This window comes from Xanthomonas sp. SHU 166, assembly GCF_000364685.1.
GTDB classification, from domain to species: domain Bacteria; phylum Pseudomonadota; class Gammaproteobacteria; order Xanthomonadales; family Xanthomonadaceae; genus Xanthomonas_A; species Xanthomonas_A sontii.
Genome location: NZ_AQOJ01000335.1, coordinates 1 through 1,818, shown reverse-complemented (window position 1 = coordinate 1,818; position 1,818 = coordinate 1). Strand labels below are relative to the sequence as shown.

Genomic DNA, 1,818 nt, shown 5'->3' with positions numbered 1-1,818 from the left:
TTTAGGGGCGACATGTCCAGATACAAGGAGCGGCCTCAGCCGCGACCGAGGCGTTCCCGGGAATGCCGGTCGCGGCTGATCCCGTCACAGGGACCAGTAGCCACACCTGCGAGGTTGATGCCGCTAGCCGCCGGTCGCAGCGTTGATCCACTGCCGCAACAGGTCGCGATGCGCGGGGGAAATGGTCAGGAAGCGGAAGCCGGCCCAGGCCTGGCCCGGTGCGTGCGAGGGTTCGCTCCACAACAGGTGCGCGCCGATATCGATCTGCACGTCGCGGTCGGCGTGCGGTATCGCGAAGCGCAACTGGTACAGCGCGTCCTCGTGCAGCGGTGCCGAGGCGAGCAGCAGCATGCCGTGTTCGGAGACGTTGCCGAGGCGGCCGACCACGGCGTCTTCCATCAGGTCGAGCACCGGCACCATGTCCGGAACCTGGAGGCGCGGCGATCGGCGAGCGTCTGCGCTCATGCGCCCTCCATGGCGTCGTCGGCGGCGGGAACGCCGGCCAGGGTGCGCAGCGCGCGCACCGCGGCCTGCCAGGCGCGGTCGATCAGGCGGGCGCGGTCCTCGCTGACGATGCGCGCCTGTCCCTGCGCCAGCAGCCGCGCCAATCCGTCGAGCGTGTGTTCGGCGGCCTTCTGCCCGCGCTGGTTGACGAACAACGCACGCTCGGTGATCGGGCTGTACCAGGACAGGCGTTGCCGCTTCAGGTCGCCTTGCTGGTTGACGACGAGTTCGAACCAGGTGCCGAACGGCAGCGTGCGCAACCGCGCATACGCGGCCTGTTCGGCCTCGTTGCGCGGCGGCAGCGAGGGGCGCTCGCCGTCCTCGCCCTGCTCGCCGAGGCGGGTGCGCGCCTTCAGCCGCACGCTGAGTTCGGTGCGCGAGGTGGTGGCGTCGGTGCCGCCGGGCGTGGACAGGCGGCGGGCGATGGCCTCGGCTTCCTGCTGGTGGTAGCCCACCTGCAGCAGCGCCTGGCCCACGCGCTCGGCCAGGGCCGCATCGGAGGCGCCCTCGCTGCGGCAGGTGACCTCGGCGATGCGCTCGGCCAGGCCGATGCGCTCGCGCCAGGTCTCCGAGTCCTCGCCCTGACGCAGCAGGGTCAGCACCAGCACGTCGGACCAGGCCTGCTGCAGCAGGGTCTGCACGAAACCCGGCGGTTGCCGGGCGCTGCACAGCGCCTCCAGGGTGGCGGTCGCGGTCTGCTTGGCCAGCTCCAGCCGTTCCTTGCCGCGCGCGGCCTCGACGTGCCGGCGCTCGGCGATCTCGGCCTTGTGCGCCAGGCTGCGCTGCTGCGCCTGGATCTCCTGGTGGGCCTGCTCGAAGACGGTCTCGTCGCCTTCGTACTCCTCGATCACGCGGTCCACGGCCTGGTTGAGCTTGAGCAGCAGCGTCGGATCGCTGTCCTCTTCGCCCAGCCAGGTGGCGCCGGATTCGGCGACGGCATTGAGCAGTTCCCGCGCCGGGTGCCGGCTGCGCGCGAAGAACGCCGGATCCTGCAGCGCGGCGCGCACCAGCGGCACCTGCAGGCGTTCCAGCAGCGCCGCGGCCGGCGCGTCGGGGCGTACCTCGCGCTCGATCTCGCCGTACAGCAGGCCGAGCAGGTCGAAGGTGTCGGCCTGCTGTGCTGCCAGGGTTGCCTGCGCGCCGTGGGTGGCGCGCAGCGCCTGCAACAGGGCGGTCTGCACGTCGCGCAGGTGGCGGCGTCCGCGCAGTCCGCCCAGGGTGCTGTGGGCCGGCGGTTGCGCCTGCAGTTCGCCCAGGGCCTCCAACAGGCTGGCGGTCGGCACCGGGGTCGCACCGGCGGCGCTCGCCGGCCGC

The 1,818-nt window shown here is 72.2% G+C and carries 2 protein-coding genes; both read right to left on the bottom strand.

Annotated features, from left to right (window positions below):
* Positions 1-123 precede the first annotated feature (123 nt).
* Positions 124-465: a PilZ domain-containing protein gene (locus D180_RS09975; protein WP_026143711.1), complete on the bottom strand. Its 342-nt coding sequence runs from the start codon at positions 463-465 to the stop codon at positions 124-126.
* A partial coding sequence (locus D180_RS09970) for a DUF1631 family protein (RefSeq protein ID WP_017912679.1) occupies positions 462-1,818 on the bottom strand: 1,357 nt, incomplete at its 5' end. The genes D180_RS09975 and D180_RS09970, both read right to left, overlap by 4 nt.